Source organism: Pseudomonas sp. S1(2024) (assembly GCF_046557535.1).
In genome coordinates this window covers 1-21,600 of the sequence record NZ_JBKGFP010000098.1, presented here as the reverse complement: position 1 = coordinate 21,600, position 21,600 = coordinate 1, and the positions used below count along the sequence as shown (strand labels likewise).

At 63.6% G+C, this 21,600-nt stretch carries 16 protein-coding genes; 6 read left to right on the top strand and 10 right to left on the bottom strand.

What is annotated here, in order from left to right; genetic code table 11:
* Positions 1-256 precede the first annotated feature (256 nt).
* Genes ACLCGK_RS27055 through cobA form a run of 3 tightly spaced genes read left to right on the top strand, consistent with a single transcriptional unit; the run spans position 257 to position 3,916 of the window.
* Positions 257-1,468 (top strand): nitrate/nitrite transporter, encoded by a 1,212-nt coding sequence (locus ACLCGK_RS27055; RefSeq protein ID WP_013971672.1) that lies wholly within the window; start codon positions 257-259, stop codon positions 1,466-1,468.
* 9 nt (positions 1,469-1,477) lie between these two features.
* Positions 1,478-3,148: a bifunctional protein-serine/threonine kinase/phosphatase gene (locus ACLCGK_RS27050; protein ID WP_039614901.1), complete on the top strand. Its 1,671-nt coding sequence runs from the start codon at positions 1,478-1,480 to the stop codon at positions 3,146-3,148.
* Positions 3,149-3,175: 27 nt separating this feature from the next.
* Positions 3,176-3,916 carry a uroporphyrinogen-III C-methyltransferase gene (gene cobA, locus ACLCGK_RS27045; protein WP_410953319.1) on the top strand — a complete coding sequence of 247 codons (741 nt, stop codon included), beginning with the start codon at positions 3,176-3,178 and terminating at the stop codon, positions 3,914-3,916.
* 182 nt (positions 3,917-4,098) lie between these two features.
* Here the strand turns inward: cobA and ACLCGK_RS27040 are convergent, their stop codons facing one another.
* From ACLCGK_RS27040 to ppsA, 8 genes are all read right to left on the bottom strand, one after another.
* Positions 4,099-5,136 carry an OmpA family protein gene (locus tag ACLCGK_RS27040; protein ID WP_004376136.1) on the bottom strand — a complete coding sequence of 346 codons (1,038 nt, stop codon included), beginning with the start codon at positions 5,134-5,136 and terminating at the stop codon, positions 4,099-4,101.
* A 111-nt stretch (positions 5,137-5,247) separates the two neighbouring features.
* A complete protein-coding gene (sigX, locus tag ACLCGK_RS27035) occupies positions 5,248-5,814 on the bottom strand; it encodes an RNA polymerase sigma factor SigX (protein WP_003248665.1) in 567 nt (188 codons plus the stop codon).
* A gap of 112 nt (positions 5,815-5,926) precedes the next feature.
* A complete protein-coding gene (locus tag ACLCGK_RS27030) occupies positions 5,927-6,751 on the bottom strand; it encodes a mechanosensitive ion channel family protein (RefSeq protein ID WP_004376138.1) in 825 nt (274 codons plus the stop codon).
* Between the two features lie 2 nt (positions 6,752-6,753).
* Positions 6,754-7,026: a CrfX protein gene (locus ACLCGK_RS27025; RefSeq protein WP_133970848.1), complete on the bottom strand. Its 273-nt coding sequence runs from the start codon at positions 7,024-7,026 to the stop codon at positions 6,754-6,756.
* A 205-nt stretch (positions 7,027-7,231) separates the two neighbouring features.
* Positions 7,232-8,227 (bottom strand): zinc transporter ZntB, encoded by a 996-nt coding sequence (locus tag ACLCGK_RS27020; protein ID WP_024086559.1) that lies wholly within the window; start codon positions 8,225-8,227, stop codon positions 7,232-7,234.
* 27 nt (positions 8,228-8,254) lie between these two features.
* A complete protein-coding gene (gene rraA, locus ACLCGK_RS27015) occupies positions 8,255-8,746 on the bottom strand; it encodes a ribonuclease E activity regulator RraA (RefSeq protein WP_013971668.1) in 492 nt (163 codons plus the stop codon).
* Between the two features lie 219 nt (positions 8,747-8,965).
* On the bottom strand, positions 8,966-9,958 hold the full coding sequence (locus tag ACLCGK_RS27010) for an alpha/beta fold hydrolase (RefSeq protein WP_367070685.1): 993 nt from the start codon (positions 9,956-9,958) through the stop codon (positions 8,966-8,968).
* Between the two features lie 102 nt (positions 9,959-10,060).
* Complete coding sequence (ppsA, locus tag ACLCGK_RS27005; RefSeq protein WP_015269493.1) at positions 10,061-12,436, bottom strand: phosphoenolpyruvate synthase; 2,376 nt, start codon at positions 12,434-12,436, stop codon at positions 10,061-10,063.
* A gap of 177 nt (positions 12,437-12,613) precedes the next feature.
* Between ppsA and ACLCGK_RS27000 the strand changes: the two genes are divergently transcribed.
* Positions 12,614-13,432, top strand: a complete 819-nt coding sequence (locus ACLCGK_RS27000) for a pyruvate, water dikinase regulatory protein (RefSeq protein ID WP_024086557.1) — start codon at positions 12,614-12,616, stop codon at positions 13,430-13,432.
* A 163-nt stretch (positions 13,433-13,595) separates the two neighbouring features.
* Here ACLCGK_RS27000 and ACLCGK_RS26995 read toward each other — a convergent pair whose 3' ends face one another.
* Positions 13,596-18,461 (bottom strand): NAD-glutamate dehydrogenase, encoded by a 4,866-nt coding sequence (locus tag ACLCGK_RS26995; protein ID WP_410953318.1) that lies wholly within the window; start codon positions 18,459-18,461, stop codon positions 13,596-13,598.
* 274 nt (positions 18,462-18,735) lie between these two features.
* Between ACLCGK_RS26995 and ACLCGK_RS26990 the strand changes: the two genes are divergently transcribed.
* Positions 18,736-19,089, top strand: a complete 354-nt coding sequence (locus ACLCGK_RS26990; protein ID WP_013971664.1) for a hypothetical protein — start codon at positions 18,736-18,738, stop codon at positions 19,087-19,089.
* Between the two features lie 159 nt (positions 19,090-19,248).
* Here ACLCGK_RS26990 and ACLCGK_RS26985 read toward each other — a convergent pair whose 3' ends face one another.
* Positions 19,249-20,154, bottom strand: coding sequence for a LysR family transcriptional regulator (locus tag ACLCGK_RS26985; protein WP_410953317.1), 906 nt, complete (start codon positions 20,152-20,154; stop codon positions 19,249-19,251).
* Positions 20,155-20,278: 124 nt separating this feature from the next.
* Here ACLCGK_RS26985 and lysA point away from each other — a divergent pair, with 124 nt between their 5' ends.
* Positions 20,279-21,511, top strand: coding sequence for a diaminopimelate decarboxylase (gene lysA, locus ACLCGK_RS26980; RefSeq protein ID WP_410953316.1), 1,233 nt, complete (start codon positions 20,279-20,281; stop codon positions 21,509-21,511).
* Positions 21,512-21,600: the final 89 nt, after the last annotated feature.

Sequence of the window (21,600 nt, the reverse complement as noted above, 5' to 3'; positions counted from 1 at the left end):
CGCAGCAGCCCCGGCAATCTCTGCCGCGAAGCTGAGATCCTGGGGCTGCTGCGCAGCCCATCGCGACACAAGGCCGCTCCTACAAGGAGACTGCAACTTCTCAGAGTTGGCCCATCTCTTGCTGAACAAATATCACCGGTAGCCAACGGCGGTTGCCCCACTTAATCCCCGACAAAGACGTCGCTCTCCCCTCCACGCACGTGGAGCGGGTAGCGGCGTCTTTTTCGTTCCGTTGCATTGCCGAGTGAGGTGTTCGATGAGTACCAGCTTCTGGAAATCCGGGCATGTGCCCACGCTGTTCGCCGCGTTCCTGTACTTCGACCTCAGCTTCATGGTCTGGTACCTGCTTGGCCCATTGGCGGTGCAGATTGCCGCCGATCTGCAGTTGAGTGCACAACAACGGGGCCTGATGGTGGCCACGCCGATCCTGGCCGGGGCGATCCTGCGCTTCGCCATGGGCGTGCTGGTCGACCGCCTGTCACCCAAGACCGCGGGGCTGATCGGCCAAGTGGTGGTCATCGTCGCCCTCGCCGCTGCCTGGCACCTGGGCGTGCACAGCTATGAACAAGCGCTGCTGCTGGGCGTGTTCCTCGGCTTTGCCGGCGCTTCGTTCGCTGTGTCACTGCCGCTGGCCTCGCAATGGTACCCGCCACAGCACCAAGGCAAAGCCATGGGCATTGCAGGTGCCGGCAACTCCGGCACGGTGTTCGCCGCCCTGCTGGCCCCGGCGCTGGCTGCGGGCTTTGGCTGGAACAACGTGTTCGGCTTCGCGCTGATCCCGCTGTCGCTGGCCCTGTTGGTGTTCGCCCTGCTGGCACGCAATGCTCCGCAGCGGCCCAAGCCAAAAGCCATGGCCGACTACCTCAAGGCCCTGGGCGACCGAGACAGCTGGTGGTTCATGTTCTTCTACAGCGTCACCTTCGGCGGCTTCATCGGCCTGGCCAGCGCCCTGCCCGGCTATTTCAGCGACCAGTATGGCCTGAGCCCGGTCACCGCCGGCTACTACACCGCTGCCTGCGTGTTCGCCGGCAGCCTGATGCGCCCGCTCGGCGGCGCCCTGGCCGACCGCTTCGGCGGCATCCGCACCCTGCTGGGCATGTACAGCGTGGCGGCCATCTGCATCGCTGCAGTCGGCTTCAACCTGCCTAGCGCTGCCGCCGCACTGGCCCTGTTCGTCAGCGCCATGCTCGGCCTGGGGGCCGGCAATGGCGCGGTGTTCCAGCTTGTGCCGCAACGCTTCCGCCAGGAGATCGGCGTGATGACCGGGCTGATCGGCATGGCCGGCGGCATCGGAGGCTTCCTGCTGGCCGCCGGGCTTGGCACCATCAAGCAGCACACCGGTGACTACCAACTGGGGCTGTGGCTGTTCGCCAGCCTGGGCTTGCTGGCCTGGTTCGGCCTGCACGGCGTGAAACAGCGCTGGCGCACCACCTGGGGCTCGGCTGCGGTTACCGCGGCACGGGTCTGAGGCACAGCCATGAGCCTGCAACTGAACTTTGCCCAGGCCAGCGCCACCGGGCCGCGCGAGGAAAATCAGGACGCCCTGCGCCTGGTTACCCCGGCACCGGAGCTGGCCGCCAGCAAAGGCTACCTGTTCGCCCTCGCCGACGGCGTCAGCCAATGTGCCGATGGCGGCCTGGCAGCCCGTGCCAGCCTGCAGGCGCTGGCCCTGGACTATTACGCCACCCCCGCGACCTGGAGCGTGGCCCAGGCACTGGACCGCCTGCTGCTGGCGCAAAACCGCTGGCTGCGCGCCCAAGGCAGTGGCCAGCCACTGCTGACCACCCTCAGCGCGCTGGTGCTGCGCGGCCGACGCTTTACCCTGGCCCACGTGGGAGACTGCCGCGTGTACCGCTGGCACGCCGGGCGCCTGCAATGCCTGAGCGAAGATCACGTATGGGACCAGCCCGGCATGCAGCATGTACTGAAGCGTGCGCTGGGCCTGGACCAGCATTTGCTGGTGGATTACCTGGAAGGCGAGCTGCAGCCGGGCGAGAGCTTCCTGTTGTTGAGCGATGGCGTATGGGCCAGCCTGGGCGACCAGCACATCCAGGCGGTGCTGCGCGAGCAACCCGACCTGCAACTGGCCGTCGATACCCTGGTCGCCAGCGCGCACCTGAACGGTAGCCAGGACAACGCCAGTGCCTTGCTGGTGCAGGTCGAGCAATTGGGCACTGCCAACCTGGGTGACACCCTGGCGCAACTGCAGCAATGGCCGGTGCCCGGCCCGTTGCGTGAAGGCCAGGTAATCGATGGCTGGCAAGCCGAAAAGCTGCTTTCGCAAAGCCGCCAGTCGCTGCTGTACCGGGTGCGCGATAGTCAGGGCCGAGCCTGGCTGCTGAAGACACTGCCACCCGCGCGCGAGCAGGAGCCCGGCGCGGCGCAAGGGCTGTTGCTGGAGGAATGGTTCCTGCGCCGGGTCGCTGGCCGGCACTTTCCCGAGCTGCACACCGCCAGCCAGCGCCAGCACCTGTACTACGTGATGCGCGAATACCCCGGCCAGAGCCTGGCGGCGCTGCTGGCCGAGCATGGCCCGCTGCCCATGCCGCAGTGGCTGGAGCTGGCCCGGCAGCTGCTGCAGGCGGTCGGCGTATTGCACCGGCGCAACCTGCTGCACCGCGACATCAAGCCAGAGAACCTGCACCTGGGCAGCGATGGGCAGCTGCGCCTGCTGGACTTCGGCCTGGCCTACTGCCCGGGCTTGTCCGAAGACCCGCTGCACGAGTTGCCGGGCACACCGTCATACATTGCCCCGGAAGCGTTCGACGGCCAACCGCCCAGCCCACGCCAGGACCTGTATGCCGTGGGAGTGACGTTGTATCACCTGCTGACCGGGCATTACCCCTACGGCGAGGTGGAGGCCTTCCAGCGCCCACGCTTCGGCCAGCCGGTCAACGCCGCGCGTTACCGCCCTGACCTGCCGGAATGGCTGCAGCACAACCTGCAGCAGGCACTGGCAGCCGACCCGGCGCAGCGCTTCGAAACCGCCGAACACTGGTTGCTGCTGCTCGAACGTGGCGACCGCCAGGAGCTGCCCACCCGGCCACGGCCGTTGCTGGAGCGCGAACCGTTGAAGGTCTGGCGCACCCTGGCCCTGCTGTCCTTGCTGTTCAACCTGATTTTGCTGCTCACCCTGCTCAAGGGCTGAACGCACCTTGCCGATGAGGAAACCCTGATGAATGCGAAAGTCTGGCTAGTTGGTGCTGGTCCTGGTGATCCGGAGCTGCTTACCCTCAAGGCTGTACGCGCCTTGCGGCAAGCCGCTGTGGTGATGATCGACGACCTGGTCAACCCGGTAGTGCTGGAGCACTGCCCACAGGCCCGGGTGATTGCCGTGGGCAAGCGCGGCGGCTGCCGCTCCACACCGCAGGCTTTCATCCAGCGCCTGATGCTGCGCCATGCGCGGCAAGGGCGCTGCGTGGTGCGGCTCAAGGGCGGCGACCCGTGTATCTTCGGCCGCGGCGGTGAAGAGGCGCTGTGGTTGCAGGGGCATGGTATCGAGGTAGAAGTGGTCAATGGCATTACCGCCGGCCTGGCCGGCGCCACGCAATGCGGTATTTCCCTGACCTCACGTGGCGTTAGCCGTGGCGTGACGCTGGTCACGGCCCATACCCAGGACGACAGCGAACTGAACTGGGCGGCCTTGGCCCAGGGCGGGACGACCCTGGTGGTGTACATGGGCGTGGCCAGGCTGGAGCAGGTGCGCCAAGGGTTACTGGACGGGGGCATGGCACCGGCGACGCCGGTGGCGATGATCGAGAATGCCTCGTTGCCGCAGCAGCGGGAATGCAGGAGCGATGTGCGGGGGATGGTCGAGGATGCGCGGGGGTTTGGCTTGCGTAGCCCGGCGATTTTGGTGATTGGGGAGGTGGTTGGGGAACAGGTGGTTCAGGAATTGGTGGCAATAGCAGGTTGATGCAGTGCCTGTAAAGGCCCCTTCGCGGGCTTGCCCGCTCCCACAGAGATTGCACATAGCCTGCGACATACGACGAACCTGTGGGAGTGGGCAAGCCCGCGAAAGGGTCGGCACACACCACACAAATCCCAGGCAAAGAAAAACCCGGCCGAGGCCGGGTTTTTCATGAAGCTTCAAACCAATTACTTGGCCTGGGCTTCTACCTGAGCTTCAACGCGACGGTTGACAGCGCGGCCTTCTTCGGTGGCGTTGTCGGCAACCGGACGGGTTTCGCCGTAGCCAACCGAATCAACACGGCTGGATTCTACGCCGTACTGCTGGGTCAGGACCTGCTTGACAGCGTTGGCACGACGCTCGGACAGCTTCTGGTTGTAAGCGTCTGGGCCGACGGAGTCAGTGTGACCTTCCACGGTAGTGGTGGTCTGTGGGTACTGCTTCATGAAGTCAGCCAGGTTCTTGATGTCGCCGTAGCTGTTTGGCTTGACGACCGACTTGTCGAAGTCGAACTTGACGTCCAGCTCAACGCGAACGACTTCGGCAACAGCCGGGCAGCCATCAGCGTCAACGGTAACGTTGGCCGGGGTGTCAGGGCACTTGTCGACGTTGTCGCAAACGCCGTCGTTGTCGGAGTCGGAGCACACTTCGGCAACTGGGGCCGGAGCGACTTCAGCTTGCTTCGGGCTACCGCCGAAGTTCAGACCAACACCAACGGTCGGGCCCCACTCGGTGTTGCCGTTGTCGATGTTGTACATGGCTTCTACGCCAGCACGGGCGAAGAACATGTCGGTGATGTACCACTTGGCGCCAGCGCCAACGTTGGCGAAGGTGGAGTGGTCGCGGCCGCTACGAGTGGCCTGGCCCAGGCTCTCGTGAGCGAAACCGGCGGAAACGTACGGACGCAGAGCGTCGCCAACGGTACCGAAGTGGTAGGTAGCGTCGAGCTTGGCCTTGGAACCTTTGATGTCTTTGTTGAAGACTTCACCACGAGCGTTGTGGGTCTCGTTGTAGCCGAGGTCCAGGGAAACGTCGTCGGTCAGGAAGTAGCCCAGGCGAACACCAGGATTGGTGCCGTCGTTCTTGAAGTTACGTTCGCTGTCGTAGTACTGCTTGGTAACGTTGCCTTCGATTTCCACAGCGCCTTGGCCTTGAGCCAGAACGCCGAACGAAGTAGCAGCGACGAGCGAGCCAATGGCCAAGCCCAAGGTGTTTTTCAATTTCATCCGTTAAATCCCCATCTGGTGATAGTTAAGCAGTCCCACCACAAACAAGGGGGACAACTCGACGGCAAGTCTAGCAGAACTCGCCGGTTCGTTAGAGATATTTGCACGCCACTAAGTTTCATCGAGGCCGGCAAATTTCTCCCGAAGCTTGTCTAGCGCGCGCTTGTAGCGCATTTTTGTCGCGCTCAGGCCCATGTGCATGATGTCGGCAATTTCCTGAAATTCCAGCTCTGCGACAAAACGCAGCACCAGGATTTCCCGGTCAATCGGGTTCACATGCACCAGCCACTTGTCCAGCCCGCCTTTTTCTTCCGGCTTCGGAGCCTTGTCTTCGGACGCCTCTTCGACAGGGTCCAGACTCAAGGCATCCATCAGCCGACGTTTACGGCGCTCCTTGCGGTACTGGGTAATGCATTCGTTGTAGGTGATGCTGTAGAGCCAGGTCTTGAACTTGGACTTACCCTCGAAGTTCTTCAGCCCGTACAGCACTTTCAACATGACTTCCTGACAGACATCGTCCGCGTCACGGTCGTTCCCCAGATAACGTGCACAGACGTTGAACAGGGTCCGTTGGTAGCGCCGCATGAGCTCCTCATAGGCGCGGGTAACGTGGTACAGCTCTTCATGCGAACGCGCCACCAACTCTTCGTCGGTGAGCTCGCGGGGGTCATAACGCATGGGCGGCGAATGAACTTTATTCAAAACGGATCTGGCCGACAGTCAGGTCAATGTCGCCGCGCGACCCCGTGGGTCGATTTTCGCGGCGGCATACATTAACAGCTTTGTGCGGTTAGCGGCTATTGACTCGCTGCTCAAGCAACTCGCGATTGGACAGCGACACCAGTTCGCCATCATCGGTCAGCAGCGTCGTCTTGACCGTACCGATTTCCTCGATGTGCCCTTCGACCTCTCCAATTCGCACCTGCTGGCCCACCTGATAAAGTTCGCGCACGTAGATGCCGGCCAGGATCTGCCCGGCGATTTCGCGGCTACCGAGGCCCATTGCCAACGCAACGGCCAGACCAACGGTAATCAGCCCGATCACGATCACATGGTTCAGCAGGTCGGTTTTCACCTCCAGCTGGCTGATGGCCACCGAGATGCTGATGATGATCACCAGGCCTTGGGTGATACGGCCCAGGCCTGCCGAGTATTCCAGGCCGATGCCTTCGGCAGCGCCGCGTACCAGGCCGTTGGCCACCTGGGCCAGCAGCACGCCGGCCAGCAGCACCAGGGCTGCGCCGAACACCTTCGGCAGGTAAAGGGCAAGCATGTCGAGGGTTGCCGAAACCCGCTCCAGGCCCAGCGACTCTGCGGCCGAGACCAGGAAGATGAGCAGCACGAACCAGTAGACGATCTTGCCGATCAGGGTGGAGATGGGTACCTGGATGCCGACCCGGCCGAGCATCTTGGTCAGGCCGGTGCCGGCCATCAGGCGGTCCAGGCCGAACTTGGCCAGCAGTTTGGACAGCAGCGTGTCGAGCAGCTTGGCCACCACGAAACCGAGCAGCACCACGACCAGCGCGCCGAACAGGTTGGGGATGAAGTTCGCTACCTTGGTCCAAAGGGCAGTCATGGCGGTGACCAGGCTCTGGGTCCAGAGATCGAGTTCCATATTCAATCGGCCTTATCTGCTTTGCTGCCGTTGGCAGCGTTGCGGGAAGAGTGTCGACGCACCGGCGCAACATGCGCCGCGCCATTGTTCACGGCGATCAGCAGCGCCTGGCTCCAGCGGCCAAGCAGGCTGAACAGATCGCCCGCGCCAACCTGGCGGTTGGCGGTTTTCAGCACGCGACCCAGGCAAGCGGCGTCGTCCCGGTCGTCCCGGTCATTGCCGGAGGGGGACACCTTGAGCAGGTCGCGCAGGGATTCTTCAAACGGATCGTGCATGGGCACCTCGCGCAGTGTCAGTCAGAGACGAGATGGCCGGTCGATGGGTCACACATCGCATTGGGACGAGTGTTTCAAAATGAATGCGCGTCGGCTTCTTCGCGGGCACGCCCGCTCCCACAGGGATCCCACAGAACCTGAAGGCTGTGGTGTCCCTGTGGGAGCGGGCGTGCCCGCGAAGAGGCCAGAGCAGGTCAATCGACATCTATACCCACCGCAACCGCCGAAACAGCCACCACTGCCCCACCGCAAGCCCCAGCACGACGATGCAGGCGAACAGGAAACCATAGGGGTTTTCCGCCCCGGGGATGCCGCCGACATTGATGCCCAGCAGCCCGGTGATGAAGCTCATGGGCAGGAAGATGCAGGTGATGATGCCGAAGCGGTACATGGTGCGGTTCATGCGCTCGCTACGCCGGCGATCCTGGCTTTCCAGCACCAGCGCGGCACGTTCGCGGGTCAGTTCCAGCTCTTCGAGGTAGCGGATGAGGCTGTTGTTCAGCTCGTTCCAGTAATCGGCATCGGCATCGGCGAACCAGCTCCATTTGCTGCGCGACAACTGGGCGTAGATTTCCCGCTGCGGGGCAAGAAAACGCCGCAGACCGGCGGCACGCCGGCGGATCTGCTGCAGGCTGCCGTTCTCCGGGGTATACCGTTCGTCGGATTCAACCTTTTCTTCTTCAATGTCGGCCAGTTCGGACAGGTCGCTGACCAGACCCTGAACCTTTTCGGTGAGCAGTTCGCCCATCAGCAGCAACAGCTCGGAAGCCGATTTCGGGCCCCTGCCCTCTTCGAGCTTCTGGAGAATCTCGTCACTGGCGCGCAACGGCCGCAGGCGCAGCGAGATGACCCGCTGCGCCTCGGCAAAGATACGCACCGAGACCATGTCTTCCGGCTCTGCACCCGGGTTGAGGTTGACCCCACGCAGGAACAGCAACAACTGTTCATCGGCCATGGGCAGCAGGCGCGGCCGGGTGTTTTCTTCCAGCAGCAGCTCGCAGGCGAACGCGCTCAGGCCGCTGTCGTGCAGCAGCCAGGTGCGGGTTTGCGGATGGCTGCGATCCCAGTGCAGCCACAGGCTTTGCTCGGGTTGCAGCTGCAGGTCGTCCAGCTCGGTACGGGCAATCGAGCGCGCGCCACCTTTGCCATCGAGCACCAGGGCGTGCACCAGCCCCCACTGCGCGTTGTCTTCCTCGAACATCAAAGCTCCATCAGCGCGGGCGGCGCCTTACTCAGGCATTTTCAACGGGCTTGGCGAGACCAGCACGCCATTGTTGTCGGCATACACATACTCGCCCGGGCGGAAGGTCACCCCGGCGAAGGTCACTGGCACGTTGAGGTCGCCGATGCCGCGCTTGTCGGTCTTCATCGGGTGGCTGGCCAGGGCCTGCACGCCGACGTCGGTCTGGATCAACACGTCGACGTCACGCACGCAGCCGTAGATCACCAGGCCTTCCCAACCGTTCCTGGCAGCCTTCTCGGCGAGCATGTCGCCGAGCAGTGCGCGGCGCAGCGAGCCACCACCATCGACGACCAGGACCTTGCCCTTGCCATCGAGCTCGACCTGCTCCTTGACCAGCGAGTTGTCTTCGAAGCACTTGATGGTGACGATCTGGCCGCCGAACGAATCGCGGCCACCAAAATTGCTGAACATCGGTTCCAGCACCTGCACCAGGTCCGGGTAGGCATCACACAGGTCGGGCGTAACGTAATGCTGCATGGGAAGCTCCTGTCAGTCACAACGAAAGCGGATATCGGCCAAGGCTACACCGTAGAGCCCATTGCAGTCATCCGGGACCAAGCAGTCAGTTGTGTTTTGCCTGTACCGGCCCTTTCGCGGGCACGCCCGCTCCCACAGGGACCACACAGGGGCTGAATGCTGTGAGGTCCCTGTGGGAGCGGGCGTGCCCGCGAAAGGGCCAGCACAGGCGACGCAAACTCAGCTGACGGGCACAGGCTCCGCCACCACCGTGGATTCATGCACCGGCACCAGCGGATCCCGCAGCCAACGCTCCACCAGCGGCCACACCTGCACCTGCGCGGCCTTGCTCACCAGCATGTCGACATGCCCGAAAGCGTCGAAGCCTTCCTCGAGCCCCAGCCGCAGAAACTGTTTGCGCTCACCGCCGAATTGCTCGAACAGCTTGCGGCAGGCCCACACCGGGTCCTGGAAGTCCCCCGCACCAGCCACGGCCAGCAGCGGCACATCCACCTTGGCCAGCCCCGCCCACCAGTCGCTCTGTTTGTCGCCAAAGCGCCCGAACAGGCCATGCCAGCGCATGCTTTCCAGGGCCAGGCCGATCGGCTCATCCTCCGGCCCACGTTTGAAACGCGGCCCGGAAATCTGCCCCCAGCGCTTAAGCAGCAGCTTGGCCCCCCAGGCCAGCGGTGGCACCTTCAGCGGCCAGTACACGCGGCTGATCTGGGTACCGAACAGCGCCACGCTGGCCACCTGTTCGGCAGCCAGAAAGCCACCGCCCAGCGCTGCCGCCAGGGTCGTGCCGCCCAAGGAATGGCCGACCCAGTGCGGCGTCTGGCCCGACTGCTCGCGCACGAACGCGGCAATCAGCGGCAGGTCATCGCGGGCATAGGCGGCAACGCTGTTGTGCTTCCAGTCATGGTTGCGCGGCGACAGGCCATGGCCGCGCATTTCCGGGATCCACACATCGAAGCCGGCGCGGGCGAGATAGGCGCCCAGACCAACCCCTTTGGGGGAATACCAGAAGCGGCGGTTGGAGAAGCTGCCGTGCAAGAGAATGACCGGTACGCCCTGGGCCTGGCCCTGATCGGCCAGCCCCAGGCGGGTGACAGCCAGCTCGACGCTGGGGTCAGGGCTGTTGCCGGCCTTGATCCGGTACACGTCTTCGCTGAGGTCGCCGCGGCGTTCGGCACTGAGCAGGGCCACGGGGAATAGAGTACTGCTGCTTTGCATAAGGTTGCTTGGTGCACAAAAAAGGGCGGGTTCCATTGCTGGAGCTCGCCCTGGAAAAAACCAGGCGGGGGTACGCCAGACGTACCCCCGCGTTTTACTGCATCAGACCGCGCCCTGGCCTTCAGCCAGGTAGAACCAGGTTTCGAGTACCGAGTCCGGGTTCAGCGACACGCTGTCGATACCCTGCTCCATCAGCCACTTGGCCAGGTCCGGGTGGTCCGACGGGCCCTGGCCGCAGATGCCGATGTACTTGCCAGCCTTGTTGCACGCGGCAATGGCGTTGGCCAGCAGCTTCTTCACCGCAGGGTTACGCTCGTCGAACAGGTGGGCGATGATGCCCGAGTCACGGTCCAGGCCCAGGGTCAGCTGGGTCAGGTCGTTGGAGCCGATCGAGAAGCCGTCGAAGTACTCCAGGAACTCTTCGGCGAGGATGGCGTTGGACGGCAGTTCGCACATCATGATCACGCGCAGGCCATTGTCGCCACGGGCCAGGCCGTTTTCGGCGAGCAGGTCGACAACCTGGCTGGCTTCACCCAGGGTACGCACGAACGGCACCATGATCTCGACGTTGGTCAGGCCCATCTCGTTACGCACGCGCTTGAGCGCACGACACTCGAGCTCGAAGCAGTCACGGAACGATTCGCTGATGTAGCGCGAAGCGCCACGGAAGCCGAGCATCGGGTTTTCTTCTTCCGGCTCGTACAGCTTGCCGCCGATCAGGTTGGCGTACTCGTTGGACTTGAAGTCCGACAGGCGCACGATGACCTTTTTCGGGTAGAAGGCCGCAGCCAGGGTGCTGATGCCCTCGACCAGCTTCTCGACATAGAAGCCTACCGGGTCGTTGTAGCCGGCGATGCGCTTGTCGACGCTGTCCTTCAGGTCGGCTGGCAGGCCGGCGTAGTTCAGCAGCGCCTTGGGGTGCACGCCGATCATGCGGTTGATGATGAACTCCAGGCGCGCCAGGCCGACACCGGCGTTGGGCAGCTGGGCGAAATCGAAGGCACGGTCCGGGTTGCCGACGTTCATCATGATCTTGAATGGCAGGTCGGGCATGGCGTCGACCGAGTTCTGCTTCACATCGAAGCCCAGCTCGCCCTCGAAGATGAAGCCGGTATCGCCTTCGGCACAGGATACGGTCACACCCTGGCCGTCTTTCAGCACCTGGGTGGCGTTGCCGCAACCGACCACAGCCGGAATGCCCAGCTCACGGGCGATGATCGCCGCGTGGCAGGTGCGCCCGCCGCGGTTGGTGACGATGGCGCTGGCGCGCTTCATCACCGGTTCCCAGTCCGGGTCGGTCATGTCGGAGACCAGCACGTCGCCCGGCTGGACCTTGTCCATTTCCGATACGTCGTTGATCACGCGGACCTTGCCGGCGCCGATGCGCTGGCCAATGGCGCGGCCCTCGACCAGAACGGTGCCCTTCTCTTTCAGCAGGTAGCGTTCCATGACGTTGGCGCTGGAGCGGCTCTTCACCGTCTCGGGGCGCGCCTGGACGATGTACAGCTTGCCGTCGTCACCGTCCTTGGCCCATTCGATGTCCATCGGGCGCTGGTAGTGCTGCTCGATGATCATGGCCTGCTTGGCCAGCTCGCTGACCTCGGCATCGGTCAGGCAGAAGCGCGCGCGCTCGGCGCGGTCCACTTCGACGGTCTTGACCGAACGGCCGGCCTTGGCTTCTTCGCCATAGACCATCTTGATCGCCTTGCTGCCCAGGTTGCGGCGCAGGATGGCCGGGCGGCCTGCCTGAAGGGTGTTTTTGTGCACGTAGAATTCGTCAGGGTTGACCGCACCCTGCACCACGGTTTCGCCCAGGCCGTAGGCGCCGGTGATGAACACCACGTCGCGGAAGCCCGACTCGGTGTCGAGGGTGAACATGACGCCGGCGGTGCCGGTTTCGGAGCGGACCATGCGCTGCACGCCGGCGGACAGGGCCACCAGCTTGTGGTCGAAGCCCTGGTGCACGCGGTAGGCGATGGCACGGTCGTTGAAAAGCGAGGCGAACACTTCCTTGGCCGCGCGGATCACGTTGTCGACGCCGCGGATGTTGAGGAAGGTTTCCTGTTGGCCGGCGAACGAGGCGTCCGGCAGGTCTTCGGCGGTAGCCGAGGAACGCACGGCAACGGCCATGTTGTCGTTGCCGGCAGCCATTTCGGCGAAGGCCGTACGGATTTCCGAATCCAGACGTGCCGGGAAGTCGGCTTCCATGACCCACTGGCGAATCTGCGCGCCGGTCTTGGTCAGGGCGTTGATGTCATCCACATCGAGTGCGTCGAGCGCGGCGTGGATACGGTCGTTGAGACCACTCTGTTCGAGAAAATCGCGGTACGCCTGCGCCGTAGTGGCAAAGCCGCCCGGCACCGATACACCAGCACCTGCGAGGTTGCTGATCATCTCGCCCAGGGATGCGTTCTTGCCCCCCACATGCTCCACATCATGGACGCCGAGCTTATCGAGGGAAACTACGTACTCTACCAAGGTGATCTCTCCACTAACTGTGTTGGAAAAGCTCAATGGCGCCCGCCTGCCTTCGTTGACTTGGCCGGACGCTTGTGGCCTGTACCTGGAAAATAAGTGAGAATGCCGACAGCCGCATTCGGCAAACCGAACTTATCATATCCAAGAAACGTCATCAGCTTAAGGCCCAGATCGCAAATGAAACGAACCGCGTTCTTCATCTCCGACGGCACCGGCATCACCGCCGAAACCCTGGGCCAGAGTCTGCTCGCTCAATTCGAGAGCATTCCGTTCAATAAATTCACCCGTCCCTACATCGATTCGCCGGAAAAGGCGCGGACCATGGTCCAGCAAATCAACGCTGCGGCCGAGCGCGATGGTGTACGCCCGATCATCTTCGATACCATCGTCAATCAGGACATCCGTGAGATCCTGGCTACCTCGAATGGCTTCATGATCGACATCTTTTCTTCGTTTTTGTCCCCACTTGAACAGGAATTGACTGCCCATTCGTCGTATTCAGTCGGCAAGTCGCACTCCATTGGCGGCAATTCCAACTACATGGAACGCATCGAGGCGGTGAATTTCGCCCTGGACAATGACGATGGCGCACGCACCCACTACTACGACAAGGCCGACCTGATCCTGGTAGGTGTATCGCGCTGCGGCAAGACCCCCACCTGCCTGTACATGGCCATGCAGTTCGGCATCCGCGCCGCCAACTACCCGCTGACCGAGGACGACATGGAGCGCCTGCAGCTGCCGGCGGTGCTGAAAAAGCACCACAACAAGCTGTTCGGCCTGACTATCGACCCCGACCGCCTCACCGCCATCCGCCACGAGCGCAAACCCAACAGCCGCTATTCCAGCTTTGCCCAGTGCGAGTTCGAAGTGCGCGAGGTGGAAAACCTGTTCCGCCGGGAGAACATTCCCAACATCAATTCCACGCATTTTTCGGTGGAAGAGATTTCGGCGAAGATCCTGGTGGAGAAAGGGGTGGAGCGCAGGTTCAAGTAAGCCGGTACCGGCCTCTTCGCGGGCGCGCCCGCTCCCACAGGTATCGCACAAGACTAAAGGTCGGTGGGGACCTGTGGGAGCGGGCATGCCCGCGAAGGGGCCAACACAGGAATACAAAAAAGCCCCGGCATCACTGCCGGGGCTTTTCATTTCAGCTCATGGCTCAGGACGGCACCACCGCCGCCTGCCCGCTCATGGCCAGGTCGACCAGCTCGCGGTTGGCCACCGCGTACATCGCATAATCGGTACCCGTTGCATTGCGCAGGTCATCCAGCATGGCGCGCCAGCGCTCCACCATCACCCGGTGCTGCTCGGCCCACAGCGCCACGCGGGCGTCCATGTCTTCCGGTGCATCGGCCATCTGCAGTACCGAGATGGTGATCGCCCGCTGCTGCAGGTCGATGTCGTCGCGGAACGCCTCGCGGGCCAGCGCCTGCCAGTTGTTCTCCACCGGCAGGTTGCTGATTTCCTGCAGGTACCAGGTCAGGTCCAGTGCGCTGCCCACGGCGAAGAACGCCTTGGCCACCTGCGCCGGGTCATGGCCGGTAACGTCCGAAGCCTCGATGATCGGCAACAGGGTGTACAGGTGGGTAGTACCAGCCACCATGCGCGCCAGCAACTCCGGCACACCAGCCTCGACGAAGCCTTGGTAGCGCACCATCCAGCGCTCGCGGGTCGGGCCTTCGAGCAACTCGTCGAGCTTGAGCCCCAGTTGCGCGATCTTCGGCCCGAAGTGCGCGGTGTCGCGCCCGGCGTCCTGCTCGTTGCGGCGGCTGCGCAGGAACCAGCGGGTGGCACGACGGCCCAGGCGCATCAGCTCGTCCATCAGGGTCAGCTGGATTTCCGCCGGCACCTGGTAGTCCAGAGCCTCGATCTGACGGAACCAGTGCGGCAGGTGGAAGATGTCGCGCACGATCACGTAGGCCCCGGCCACGTTGGCCGGGCTCATGCCGGTCGACTCCTTCAGGCGCTGGACGAAAGTGATGCCCATGTTGTTGACCAGGTCGTTGGCGATCTGGGTGCTGACGATCTCGCGCTTCAGGCGGTGGCGGCGCATGGACTCGGCAAATTTGCTGACCAGCGACGGCGGGAAGGCGGTTTCCATGTCGCGGGTCAGGTAGTCATCGTCCGGCACCAGCGACTTGAGCAGCTGTTCCTTGAGGTCGATCTTGCTGTACGAGATCAGCACCGACAGCTCGGCGCGGGTCAGGCCCTGGCCGGCGGCCAGGCGCTCGGCCAACTGCTCTTCGGACGGCAGGAACTCGATGGCACGGTCCAGCTTGCCACGGGCTTCCAGGTCGGCCATCAGGCGCTTGTACTCGGCAATCCGCTCGCGGGCGCGGCGGGCCGCCAGCGACAGCGCCTGGGTCTGCTTGTAGTTGTTGCCCAGCACCAGCCCGGCCACTTCGTCGGTCATGCTGCCCAGCAGCTGGTTGCGCTGCTTCTCGGTCATGTCGCCACCCTGCACCACTTCGTTGAGCAGGATCTTGATGTTGACCTCGTGGTCGGAGCAGTCCACGCCGCCGGCGTTGTCGATGAAGTCGGTGTTGGTGGCGCCGCCATGCAGGCCGAACTCGACCCGGCCAAGCTGGGTCATGCCCAGGTTGCCGCCCTCGCCCACCACCTTGCAGCGCAGCTCGTTGCCATTGACCCGCAGCGCGTCGTTGGCCTTGTCGCCGACATCGGCGTGGCTCTCGGTGCTGGCCTTGACGTAGGTACCGATGCCACCGTTCCACAGCAGGTCTACCGGTGCCTTGAGCAGCGCATTGAGCAGCTCGGTCGGGGTCAGGCGATCGGCTTCGATGGCGAAGCGCTCTTTCATCTGCGGGCTGATGGCGATGCTCTTGGCACTGCGCGGGAAGATCCCGCCGCCTTCGGACATGATGCTGGTGTCGTAGTCGCTCCAGGCCGAGCGCGGCAGGTCGAACAGGCGCTTGCGCTCGGCAAAGCTGGACGCAGGCTCCGGGTTCGGGTCGATGAAGATGTGCAAGTGGTTGAACGCCGCCACCAATTGCAGCTTGTCGGACATCAGCAGGCCGTTGCCGAACACGTCGCCGGCCATGTCGCCAACGCCAATGACGGTGATCGGGTCTTCCTGCACATTGATGCCGCGCTCGCGGAAGTGGCGCTGCACGCCCACCCAGGCGCCGCGCGCGGTAATGCCCATCTTCTTGTGGTCGTAACCGGCCGAGCCACCCGAGGCGAAGGCGTCGCCCAGCCAGAAGCCGTAGTCGATGGCGATGCCGTTGGCGATGTCCGAGAAGGTCGCGGTGCCCTTGTCGGCCGCCACCACCAGGTACGGGTCGTCATCGTCATGGCGTACCACGTTGGCCGGCGGCACCACGCCACCGTCCTTGAGGTTGTCGGTGATGTCGAGCAGGCCGGAAATGAAGATGCGGTAGCACGCCACGCCTTCGGCGGCGATCTCGTCACGGCTGCCGCCCAGCGGCAGGCGGCGCGGCAGGAAGCCGCCCTTGGCGCCGACCGGCACGATCACCGAGTTCTTTACCTGCTGGGCTTTCACCAGGCCCAGCACCTCGGTGCGGAAGTCTTCCTCACGGTCGGACCAGCGCAGGCCGCCGCGGGCAACGTTGCCAAAGCGCAGGTGCACGCCTTCGACCCGTGGCGAGTACACGAAGATCTCGAACTTGGGCACTGGTTTAGGCAGTTCGGGGATCAGCTTGGGGTTGAACTTGAAACTGAAGTACGACTTGTTGTGGCCGTTGGCGTCCGGCTGGTAGAAGTTGGTGCGCAGGGTGGCCTTGATCAGGTCCAGATAGCGACGCAGGATGCGGTCTTCGTTGAGCACCTGCACGTCGTCCAGCGCGGTCAGGATGGCTTGCTCCAGGCGCAGTTGCTTGTCATCCAGGTCTTCCTGGGTGAGCTTGCGCGCCAGGTAGAAGCGGGTCTTGAACAACCGGGTCAGCTCGCGGGCGATGTCGGTGTGGTTGTTCAGGGTGCTGGCGATGTAGCCCAGGTCGAAGCCCAGGCGAATCTGCTTCAGGTAACGGGCGTAGGCGCGCAGCAGCGCCACGTCGCGCCATGGCAGGCCGGCGGTCAGCACCAGGCGGTTGAAGGCGTCGTTCTCGGCATCGCCGCGGACGATGTGGATGAAGGCATCCTGCAGGGTGTCGTTGAGCTGCTGGATGTCCAGGCTCAGGCCTTCGCTGTAGGTGAAGGCGAAGTCATGGATCCAGTAGCCGCGGCCACTGGCATGGCGCAGGCGGTACGGGAACTCGCCGAGTACGCGCAGGCCAAGGTTCTCCAGGATCGGCAGCACGTCGGACAGCGCCAGCGGCGTGTCGGCGTGGTACAGCTTGCAGTGCAGGGTGCGTTCGCCGACCTGGGTCAATGGCTGGTAGAAGCTCATCGCCAGCGGCTTGCTTTCCGACAGGTTCAGCACGTGCTGCAGGTCGACCACTGCCGAGTGCGCGGCGAAGCGCTCGCGGTAGCCGGCCGGGAAACCTTTGGGGAAGTCGGCGAGGATGTTGGTGCCCTGGGCTTCGCCGAAGTTCTCGATCACCAGCGCCGAGTAGTCGTCATGCCACGAACGACAGGCCTGGATCACTTCGCGTTCCAGCTGCTGCGGGTCGATGTCGATGCGGTTTTTCGGGTCTACCCGCAGAATCAGCTGAACACGTGCCAGCACCGATTCGGAGAAGAAGGTCCAGAACTCGCAGTCGCTGGCCTTCAGGCGCTCCATCAGCACCTGCTGGATCTTCTGCCGCACTTCGGTGGAGTAGATTTCCCGCGGTACATAGGCCAGGCAGTAGCAGAAGCGGCCGTATGGGTCCTTGCGCAGGAACACGCGGATCTTGTTGCGCTCCTGGATCTGCACGATCGACATGACGGTGCTGAACAGCTCGTCGACCGGGGTCTGGAACAGGTCGTCGCGCGGCAGTACTTCCAGTACCTGGGCCAGTTCCTTGCCCAGGTGGGCCTTGGGATCGAAGCCCGAGCGGCGCTCGACTTCGGTGACCTTCTGTCGGATATAAGGGATGGCATGCACGCTTTCGCCGTACACCGACGAGGTGTACAGGCCCATGAAGCGGTGCTCCTTGATCACCTTGCCGTCGGCGTCCAGCTGGCGGATCGACACGTAGTCCGGGTAGGCCGGGCGGTGTACGCGGCTTGGCAGCGCGGCCTTGGCGAACGACAGCAGCAGCGGTTCGTTGAGGTAGGCCACGGCGTAGTCTTCGATGCGCAGCTCGTCGCTCGTCAGGCCAACGCGCAGGCGGCGCGGCAGGCCGAGGAACGACTGCTCGTCGTAGACCATCTGGCCGCCATCGGCGTCGCCCTTGACGGTGAATTCTTCATAGCCCAGGAAGGTGAAGTGGTTGTCCAGCAGCCACTCGAGGAAAGCCTTGACCTCGCCCTTTTCGTTCTGCGCCGGGCCAAAGGCGGTCTGCTCCACCTCCGCAACCACTTCACGCAGCTTGGCCTTCATCGGTTCGAAGTCGGCCACCACCACCCGCACCTCGGCCAGCACCTGCTCGATCTCGCGGGCCAACACCGTCAGCTCGGCAGCGTTGGCGCAACGGTCGATCTCCATGTACATCAGCGACTCATGGCGTACGTCCTCGCCCTGGGTGCCCTTGGGCAGCAGTTCAAGCAGCTCGCCCTTGGCGCCGCGGCGCACGCTGAGCACAGTGGTTTGCAGGGTGTGGATGCTGTAGCCGCGGCGGTTGAGCTCGGTGCGTACCGAGTCGACCAGGAACGGCAGGTCGTGGTGCAGCACTTCGACCACGGTGTGGGTCGATTGCCAGCCATTGCGTTCGTAATCGGGGTTGTACACCCGTACTTGCGGGTATTCGGGGTCGAAACGCTCGATGATGCGCCAGGCTGACAGGGTGCAGCCGGCCAGGTCGGAAAGCCTGCGTTGGGTGAGTTCGTCCAGAGAGATGATGCCGAAGAACTGCTCGGCGAACAGCGCGACTTGTGGCAGGGACTGTTCGCTGATGTGCTGCGCCAGGGCCGCTTGCAGTTGATGCTGGAAGTCGGCTTTGCTGGCTGCGGTGAAGAACGCCATCTGTGGTACTCCGCTTGGGCTTTGTAATAATTGAAGCGTCGCTGCGTGCGCCGTGTACGGATCAACGATAGCCAACCCGTGGCAAGGCGGACGGTAAAACCAGGCGTTGAACGTGCGCAGGCACGCCCAGGGCTCGCCGAAGCTTAACGACTGATCGGTCATCAAGGCTTGCAGCGCTGCGACAATTTCGGTCAAGGGGGGGTAACTTTACGTTTATGCCTGTCGGCAAGACTGTCAGAATTCCCTTCCGTTTCCTTTGATCCGAGCCTTGTCCATGCAAATCAATACTGCCCTGCTGTTCGCCACCCCTTGCGATGACGAGGAAGACAACATGGCGACCCTGTGCTGCCACAGCGACAAGGGTCAGATGTTCCTGCTGACCCGCTACCCGGACGAAGACACCGTCGACCTGACCCTGGATGACGAGCCGTCGACGCTGGATGGGCTGAAAGTGACCCTGAGTGCCAAGCGCCTGCTGATCGAAGTGGCGGCCGGCGACCGGGATGCGCTGAAGGGGGATGAGGTGCTGGAGATCAACCTGACCAGCGAGTTGAGTGACATGGATGAAGTGAAAGAAACCCTGGAGAACATCCTGGCCGGGACCGGCACCTTCGTCTGCGAGCTGTGACGAACTGAATACCGACGCGATCATTGTGGGAGCGGGCATGCCCGCGAACACCGGCACAGCCGGTGCCATCCATCGCGTCGCCTGCTTCGCGGGCACGCCCGCTCCCACAGTGATCGCGCCAGTTTTTAGGTTTTGTGCAAGGCAGTTCCCCCACAACGATCATGCCAGCGCCTGCTGCATCTCCCGAGCCTGCACCCGCAACGCCTGGCAAAACGGCTCCACCGCCGCCGACGCCGGCCGGTGGTCCGGTCTGATCAGCATCACCTGATACGGCACCGACACCCGCAACCGCCGGATCGGCAACCCGCCCTGCGCCGCCTCCAGGCCGCTCAGCGGGTTGATGATCGCCACCCCCAGGCCCTGCCTGACCATGGCGCACACCGAGGCAGCACTGGTGGTCTCGATGACCGTGCGGCGGTTCACCCCTGCCGCGCGAAAGTGCTGGTCCAGGCGCTGCCGGTAGGTGTCCAGGCTGGCCAGGTTGATGAAGTCGACCTCATGGAAATCGCTCAGCTCCAGCTCGGCCCTGGCCTGCAACGGGTGCCCGTCGGGCAGCACGCACACCATGTTGGCGCTGAATAGCAATTCGCCGTAGGCGCCACGCGGTATCTGTTCTACCTCGGTCAGGCCCAGGTCATGCTGCTGGGCAACCAGCGACTCCTCCAGCAACGGCGACTCCTGCGCCAGGATACTCACGCTCACACCCCGGTGCTGCCGGTGAAAGCGCTGGCAAGCCTTGGGCAGCAAGGTCTGGGAAAACAGCGGCAGGCAGGTAATGGCCAGCCGGCCCTGCTCGAAATTGCGAATGGCCTGGGCAAAGCGGTCGATGCGCTCCAGCCCTACGTAGGCCCGCTCAACCTCCTCGATCAACAGCAGCGCCTGGGCCGTCGCCACCAGGCGGCCACCTTCGCGCTCGAACAGGTTCAGCCCGGTTACCTGCTCCAGCCGCGCCAGTTCGCGGCTGACGGTGGGCTGCGAGGTAAACAGCAGGCGCGCCGCACCGGTGACGCTGCCAGCGGCCATGATGGCGCGGAACACTTCGATATGGCGGACGGACAGTTTCACGGGCAACACCTGGCAAGTCGGTAATGGTCATATCAGATATGAATGGCTGACAGAAAAATAGCTATTTTTCTGAATTCCTGCTTTGGCTCATCCTCGTGACCTTCCTTATATGAGTAGCGCCACCATGACTGCACCCTTCACTCTTCTGGCCGAGGCTGTCCGCCAGCACGGCTCGCCGCTGTGGGCCTACGACGCCGGCACCATCGCCGAGCGTGTCGAACAGCTGAAGGTGTTCGACACCGTGCGCTTCGCCCAGAAGGCCAACCCCAACCTGCATGTGCTGCGCCTGATGCGCGCCCACGGCCTGGTGCTGGACGCAGTGTCGCTGGGCGAAATGGAGCGGGCCTTTGCCGCGGGCGCCAGCGTGGATGGCGACCCTGCCGGCGTGGTGCTGACCTGCGACGCGCTGGACCGGCCGACCCTGGAGCGGGTGGTGGCCTCGAAGATCGAAGTCAACGCCGGCTCCATCGACATGCTGCGCCAACTGGGTGAACGCTCGCCCGGCCACCGCGTGTGGATCCGCATCAACCCCGGCTTCGGCCATGGCCACAGCCGCAAGACCAACACCGGCGGCGAAAATAGCAAGCACGGCATCTGGCACGAAGAGCTGGGCGAAGCGCTGGCCTGCGTGAAAACCCATGGCCTGCACCTGGTAGGGGTGCACATGCACATCGGCTCGGGGGTGGATTACCAGCATCTGGAGCAAGTGGCCCGCTCGATGATCGAGCTGATCGGCCGCCTGGGCGTGGACATCGAGGCGTTCTCCATTGGCGGCGGGCTTTCCACCCCGTACCGCAGCAGCGACACGCCGGTCGACCTGCAACGCTACGCCCGGACCTGGGCCGTGGCCCGCAAGGAAATCGAAGCGATGCTGGGCCACCCCGTGCGCATGGAGATCGAGCCAGGGCGCTTCCTGGTGGCGGAATCGGGCTACCTGGTGGCCGAGGTACGCGCCGTGAAGCAGGTGGGCCGCAACACCTTCGTCATGATCGACGCCGGTTTCAACGACCTGATGCGCCCAGCGATGTACGGGGCCTACCACCGCATGAGCCTGCTCGACGCCAACGGCCAACCGGTGGACCGCCCACGGCAGCCGACCGTGGTGGCCGGACCGCTGTGCGAGTCGGGTGATGTGTTTACCCAGGATGACCAGGAACTGACCCCGCACGACCTGCCCCAGGCGCAGGTGGGTGACCTGCTGGTGATCCACGACGCCGGGGCCTATGGCGCGTCGATGTCATCGAACTACAACAGCCGGCCGTTGCTGCCGGAGTTCCTGATCGAGGATGGAGCGCTACGGATGATTCGCCGCAGGCAGACGGTGCAGGACTTGCTGGGCCTGGAGGCGGGCATCTAGATACCGTTTTTCAGGCAGATTGCCCAGCGCGTTGGGCTGCGCTGCCGCGTAGAGAACTGAATTCGCAAGCGGTACGCGTACCCTGTGGG

What these genes read in the sequence shown, in the direction of transcription:
- ACLCGK_RS27055 (WP_013971672.1), top strand. Translation starts at nt 257, where the DNA reads ATGAGTACCAGCTTCTGGAAATCCGGGCATGTGCCCACGCTGTTCGCC.
- ACLCGK_RS27050 (WP_039614901.1), top strand. Translation starts at nt 1,478, where the DNA reads ATGAGCCTGCAACTGAACTTTGCCCAGGCCAGCGCCACCGGGCCGCGC.
- cobA (WP_410953319.1), top strand. Translation starts at nt 3,176, where the DNA reads ATGAATGCGAAAGTCTGGCTAGTTGGTGCTGGTCCTGGTGATCCGGAG.
- ACLCGK_RS27040 (WP_004376136.1), bottom strand. Translation starts at nt 5,136, where the DNA reads ATGAAATTGAAAAACACCTTGGGCTTGGCCATTGGCTCGCTCGTCGCT.
- sigX (WP_003248665.1), bottom strand. Translation starts at nt 5,814, where the DNA reads ATGCGTTATGACCCCCGCGAGCTCACCGACGAAGAGTTGGTGGCGCGT.
- ACLCGK_RS27030 (WP_004376138.1), bottom strand. Translation starts at nt 6,751, where the DNA reads ATGGAACTCGATCTCTGGACCCAGAGCCTGGTCACCGCCATGACTGCC.
- ACLCGK_RS27025 (WP_133970848.1), bottom strand. Translation starts at nt 7,026, where the DNA reads ATGCACGATCCGTTTGAAGAATCCCTGCGCGACCTGCTCAAGGTGTCC.
- ACLCGK_RS27020 (WP_024086559.1), bottom strand. Translation starts at nt 8,227, where the DNA reads ATGTTCGAGGAAGACAACGCGCAGTGGGGGCTGGTGCACGCCCTGGTG.
- rraA (WP_013971668.1), bottom strand. Translation starts at nt 8,746, where the DNA reads ATGCAGCATTACGTTACGCCCGACCTGTGTGATGCCTACCCGGACCTG.
- ACLCGK_RS27010 (WP_367070685.1), bottom strand. Translation starts at nt 9,958, where the DNA reads ATGCAAAGCAGCAGTACTCTATTCCCCGTGGCCCTGCTCAGTGCCGAA.
- ACLCGK_RS27000 (WP_024086557.1), top strand. Translation starts at nt 12,614, where the DNA reads ATGAAACGAACCGCGTTCTTCATCTCCGACGGCACCGGCATCACCGCC.
- ACLCGK_RS26995 (WP_410953318.1), bottom strand. Translation starts at nt 18,461, where the DNA reads ATGGCGTTCTTCACCGCAGCCAGCAAAGCCGACTTCCAGCATCAACTG.
- ACLCGK_RS26990 (WP_013971664.1), top strand. Translation starts at nt 18,736, where the DNA reads ATGCAAATCAATACTGCCCTGCTGTTCGCCACCCCTTGCGATGACGAG.
- lysA (WP_410953316.1), top strand. Translation starts at nt 20,279, where the DNA reads ATGACTGCACCCTTCACTCTTCTGGCCGAGGCTGTCCGCCAGCACGGC.